Annotated in this window: 4 protein-coding genes and 1 pseudogene; 4 read left to right on the forward strand and 1 reads right to left on the reverse strand. The window is 57.6% G+C overall.

The genetic code is table 11. The features are described from left to right. Positions 1-924, forward strand: a 924-nt coding sequence (gene ehuB / locus AC1D1L_RS33265) for an ectoine/hydroxyectoine ABC transporter substrate-binding protein EhuB (protein WP_477345722.1), incomplete at its 5' end; no start/stop codon positions are given. Here ehuB and AC1D1L_RS33270 read toward each other — a convergent pair. Continuing rightward, positions 921-998 carry a hypothetical protein gene (locus AC1D1L_RS33270; RefSeq protein WP_477345728.1) on the reverse strand — a complete coding sequence of 26 codons (78 nt, stop codon included), beginning with the start codon at positions 996-998 and terminating at the stop codon, positions 921-923. The genes ehuB and AC1D1L_RS33270 overlap by 4 nt on opposite strands. Positions 999-1,693: 695 nt before the next feature. On the opposite strand from AC1D1L_RS33270, the pseudogene AC1D1L_RS33275 reads away from it, so the two are divergent. From AC1D1L_RS33275 to AC1D1L_RS33285, 3 genes and pseudogenes are all read left to right on the forward strand, one after another. Continuing rightward, positions 1,694-2,050, forward strand: a pseudogene (locus AC1D1L_RS33275) (IS66 family transposase); the annotation flags it as partial. Between the two features lie 239 nt (positions 2,051-2,289). Next, positions 2,290-3,768, forward strand: a complete 1,479-nt coding sequence (locus AC1D1L_RS33280) for an NAD-dependent succinate-semialdehyde dehydrogenase (RefSeq protein ID WP_477345724.1) — start codon at positions 2,290-2,292, stop codon at positions 3,766-3,768. 13 nt (positions 3,769-3,781) lie between these two features. Then, positions 3,782-5,185, forward strand: coding sequence for an aminotransferase (locus AC1D1L_RS33285; protein ID WP_477345726.1), 1,404 nt, complete (start codon positions 3,782-3,784; stop codon positions 5,183-5,185). Positions 5,186-5,423: the final 238 nt, after the last annotated feature.

Genomic DNA, 5,423 nt, shown 5'->3' on the forward strand with positions numbered 1-5,423 from the left:
GGGCTATGCGAAAAAGGGAGGAACGACAAGATGAAAAAGCGGCACTATGACAAAAACAGGCGCAATCCCCAGAGACGTGCAGTGCTGAAGGGATTGGCTGCGCTCGGCATAGCGGCAATGGCAATCGCTCCATTTGCCAGTTCAGCCTCGGCGCAGTCCCTACTCGACAAGATCAAAAACGGGGAGACGATCCGGATCGCCTTTTCTAATGAGCCGCCTCACGCCTACCCGGGTCCGAACCACGAGCCGCTTGGCTTTGTCAATGCGATGACGATCGACATCCTCAAGAAGCTAGGTACAACCAAATTCGAGCCGGTCGTGACCGAGTGGGGCTCGCTCATTCCCGGCCTACAGGCTGGCCGCTTTGACATCATCACGGGCGGAATGGCAATCACGCCCGAGCGTTGCCGCAACGTGGTGTTCACCGAACCGGTAGTCTCCATCATCGACTCGATGATCGTTCCGAAGGGAAACCCGAAGGCGCTGCACTCCTATAAGGACGTGCGGGACAAGGGTCTCACCCTCGGCACCGGCACCGGCTGGGCCGAGGTCAGATTCGCGAAAGAAATGGGTGTCGCAGACGACAAAGTCATGCAGTTCGCCGGTGGAGCGCCTGAGGTCGTAGAGGCTGTTAAGGCCGGCCGCGTCGACGCTGGCGTCGGCGAAGCCTTCACCCTGAAGATATTTACCGATCGGGATCCTAGCATTGAGATGGCTGAGCCCTTTACGCAGCCTGTTAGGGTCTCCACTACTGAGGGTATTGGCTTCATGCCAGACCAGCAGGCGGCGGTCGATGCCTTCAATGCCGTGTTGAAAGATTATCTTGGTTCCGACGAGATGATGAAGTCGGTCAAAGAATACGGCTACACTAAAATGCATTTACCGCCGAAGAATCTGACGACCGCCGAAATTTGCAAGGGCTAAGTCGGCATAAGCCCCTGCCGGTAGGTTCCAAACAGGCCGTGGCCAGCGGTCATGGCTGCAAACCAGAGCGCCACCGTATTGATGCCACGGTGGTGCTTGCCGGAAGCGACATTGATCCGGGGGGACTACTCGTTCGGTGGTGGAACCAAGTGCACGCCACTCGCCTTCAACTCGGCACGCGCTCCGGACTGCGGCCTGGCGGTTGACCATTAACTGGACCCGATGCAATATCATCACACTCTGTCGCTCGGGCGTCTTCACCGACAGGAAGCGCATCGTCGTCCGGCCTCGAAGACGGCCTCAATATCCAGACCAATTGTCCTAACCTTGCCCTTCGCAGCTCTCGTCCGGCTCTGGCATCCCAAAGTTCAGTGCTGCGGCTGCCGCCGGTTCACCGACAGGTTCTGGCACATGTCAGGACACCGGTGGTCCTCATGTCTCTGCAGGAGCTAATGCGGCGAATAGGGGATTACAAGATCAGTGACCAGGCCGGCGAAATCCAACGTCGTCCTGCGCGGCCACTATGGCTACTGTGGCGTCGCCGGAAATCTCAGGAGTCTCGTAAAAGTTTTTCGAGCCGTAGAGCGTTACTGGGGTGGAATGCTCCGCAGCCGCAGCTGGGCAGGCCGACGCCTCACTTGGGAAACAAGAACGGACACCGTTGCTGAAGCCTAAGCTACACCTCCATGATCGGGAGATGCAGGCGCTTGCAGTGCTGCGAACCAACTGCTGAAGTGCGTGGTGCGGGAAAGCAGCACGCCAGTTGATGCGCGGTAAGTTCTTTGTGCTCGCCGACGTTGCGACCAACACCAAACCTGGAAACAACGACACGCCTATCTCGCCGGTAGCGTTCGATAAGGTCAAGCGCATCGAGGTCGAGCGTGAGATCAATGGTCTTTGCGCCAACCAACGTCGGCTACCACGCGAGCAGGAGAGCCATCCTGTCGTCACCTGGCTTGTGAAATGGATGCGAGCCGAGCGGGCCAAAAGATCCCGCAGTTCTCTCGTCGTCGAGCCGATTGACTACATGCTGAAGCGCTGGGGCGGGTTCAGGTCCTTCCTCGATGAAAGACGGATCTGCCTGAGCAACAATGCTGCCGACCGCGCCCTGCGGGTTTTTGCCATCTTGGGATCATCCTGCCCATATTGGGTAGTTCGGAGGGCCACGACATTTCGATATCGGGTTTGAGAACGCCCTGCCACTCTCCTGCCGCAGCTAAGCAATCTTCGAGACTATGTGAAGAAAAACACAACAGAAAGGCATCAATTGCAGGAGCACGACTTTGGGAGCATGGCCTGCGCTGCCGATCGACGTTTTGGGAAGCGTAGCCTGTCGAAAGTTGAACGCTCGCATTGGAGTTACAAATGAAAGGTCTCGCAAGCGCCGCACTAGCGAGCCTCAAACGGCCAGATCTTTTGCAAACACGCCCTCATTTGAATGGTGCGTGGATCTCTAAAAACGAAGCACTGGCCGTGGTCGATCCGGCGACCGGGGAAGAGCTGACGACAGTAGCGGCTTGCGATCGTTCAGATGTCGACAACGCTGTTTCTATCGCAAGAACCGCTTTCGGGGAGTGGCGCGATGTCCTGCCTTCCGAACGTGGCGGATATCTGCGGAGGTGGGCAGCGGGCATGCGCGAAAACGCAGAAGATCTTGCTGTGATCGTCACCTGTGAACAGGGTAAACCACTGGCCGAAGCCAGATGTGAGATTGCATACGCCGCCACCTTTCTCGAGTGGTTTGCGGCGGAAGGCGAGCGGTCCTACGGCGAAACCATTCCAAGCCATTTACCCGGCTGTCGCCTGGGCGTGGATATGCAGCCGATCGGAGTGACCGCTGCAATCACGCCATGGAATTTTCCTGCGGCGATGATCACCAGAAAAGCAGGAGCTGCCCTGGCTGCTGGCTGCACCATGATAGTCAAGCCCGCGCCTGAAACGCCTTTGTCGGCACTCGCCCTTGCCCGTCTTGCCGAAGAGGCGGGGCTTCCTGCCGGCGTGTTTCAAGTCATAACGGGCGAGGCTCCTCCGCTGGCAAAGAGGCTGTTAGAGCATAACGACGTTCGGGCATTTTCTTTTACGGGCTCAACCCAGGTCGGACGGATACTGCTCGAACAATCTGCGAAAACGGTCAAAAGAGCTTCGCTCGAACTCGGTGGCAACGCCCCTTTCATACTTTTCGACGACGCGCCGAAAGAGGCGGCGGTCGCAGGGTGCTTGTCAGCCAAATTCGCGACGTCTGGTCAAGACTGCTTGGCAGCAAACAGGATCTACGTCCAACGGCGCCTCTACGAGCGATTCATAGAAGAATTCGGTCAAGCAGCGGGCAAACTGAAAGTCGGGCACGGATTGCAGCCTGGCGTCGAAATTGGTCCAATGACCAAGGCATCTGTAGCCGAAAAATGCGGCCAGCAGGTTTTCGAAGCTCTTTCCGCCGGTGCTCGCATGGTGCTCGGGGCACAGGAGAGCCACCTGGGTGGCAATTTCGTGACGCCGACAGTGCTCGCGGATGTAACCGACGATATGCGGGTAGCAAAGGAAGAGACCTTTGGTCCCGTAGCTGCGATCCTCCTCTTTGACGACGAGGCGGAAGTACTTTCCCGGGCGAATAACTCGGAAATGGGCCTTGCGGCGTATGTCTACACCCGAGACCTCAATCGCGCCATGCGTCTGGCTGACAGGCTCGAATACGGCATGGTCGCGGTGAACACGCCAAAATTTACCGGAGCGCCTATCCCGTTCGGGGGATGGAAGCAGTCCGGCTTGGGGCGCGAAGGTTCGAAGCACGGCATTGCTGAGTACCTGGAGCCAAAATACACGTGTTTTGGCAATCTTTCAGTATGAAAGGACATAGAAAATGACCACGAATATCAAAGAGATATGCGAGAAGGATAGAAGTAGCGTCTTGCATCCTTTCACGCAGCTGAAGGATTTTGCCACTGGCAAGCTCGGCGACCCGACCATTGTCGAGACGGGGAAGGGCATTCGAATTCAGGACGCCTACGGCAATCAGTTTATCGACGGATTCGCCGGTCTATATTGCGTGAACGTCGGCTACGGTCGTAGCGAAGTGGCTGAAGCGATTTCGCGGCAAGCTTTTCGTTTGGCGTATTATCATTCCTATGCCGCGCATACGACGGACGAACTCGCGATTCTTTCCGATCGCCTCGTCAAGATGGCACCTGGAAAGATGAGCAAGGTTTTCTACGGCATGTCGGGGTCCGATGCGAACGAGACTCAAGCTAAGCTCGTCTGGTACTACAACAACCTGCGCGGCAAGCCGAGCAAGAAGAAGATTATTTCCCGTGAACGCGGCTATCACGGATGCAGCGTAGTCTCTGGCTCCATGACCGGGATGAGCTTTTATCACGACCATATGGACCTGCCGCTTCCGCAGATTGTTCATACTGGCGTCCCCCACCATTACTGGGGCGCAAACCCGGGCGAGACCGAACGCGAGTTCTCCGAGCGGCGTGCCAAGGAGCTCGACCAGCTGATCGAACGTTTGGGGCCGGACAACGTCGGCGGCTTCATCGGCGAGCCGGTGCTCGGCACCGGCGGTATTACGCCTCCGCCAGAAGGTTATTGGGCGGCAATCCAGGGCGTGCTTAAGAAGCATGATGTTCTGCTTATTGCCGATGAGGTTATCACCGGTTTTGGTCGAACTGGCTCCATGTTCGGGTCGCAGCACTACGGCATCGAGCCAGACCTCATAACGGTGGCGAAGGGTCTGACCTCGGCCTATTTTCCCCTGTCGGCGGCAATCGTTGGTGAGAAGGTATACAAGATCCTGGAGGACGCGGCAGATAAGGTCGGCGCGTTCTCCCATGGCTACACATATTCAGGTCATCCGATCGGGGCTGCCGCGGCCAATGCGGTTCTCGACATTGTCGAGGAAGAAAATCTCCCCGCAAACGCCCGTGAGGTGGGTGCCTTCTTCCAGGCACAGCTCAAGGAGAAATTTGCGCAGTTGCCAATCGTCGGTGAAGTGCGTGGCGTTGGCCTGATGGGTGCAATCGAATTCGTCGCCGATCGCGATAACAAGAAACGCTTTGATCCCACGCTCAAGGTCGGGGCGCGCATCTCCAAGGCAGCACGCGAGCGCGGCCTGATCGCCCGCGCCATGCCCCATGGCGACATTCTGGGCTTTGCCCCTCCGCTGGTGACGACGAAGGCTGAGGTCGAGGAGATCATTGCGATCGCTGAAAGCGCGGTCCGTTCTGTCATGGACGACCTCACGCGAGATGGCGTTAATATCTGAGGCCGTTGGGCTATAGGAAGCGGGTTGGGCAGCGATTTTTGTGATCGTGTCCCACCGCGTGGTGTAGGTCGGCGGTTACGAAGCCGCTCGCGAGCGCGCCCTCAACAGCGCTGAAGCGAGCGAGCGGCGTAGCGGCGGTCATCGATGTTCCCCGGTAAGGTCGGGTTGCTGACACCAACCTGATTCGAAGGAACCATCGATGACCGACGACATGATGAACCTGCGCACGCTCGTGGAG

Source organism: Mesorhizobium sp. P2_D6, from assembly GCF_056404315.1.

Excerpts from the sequence above, each read along its gene's own strand:
- AC1D1L_RS33280 (WP_477345724.1), top strand. The coding sequence starts at position 2,290 with ATGAAAGGTCTCGCAAGCGCCGCACTAGCGAGCCTCAAACGGCCAGAT.
- AC1D1L_RS33285 (WP_477345726.1), top strand. The coding sequence starts at position 3,782 with ATGACCACGAATATCAAAGAGATATGCGAGAAGGATAGAAGTAGCGTC.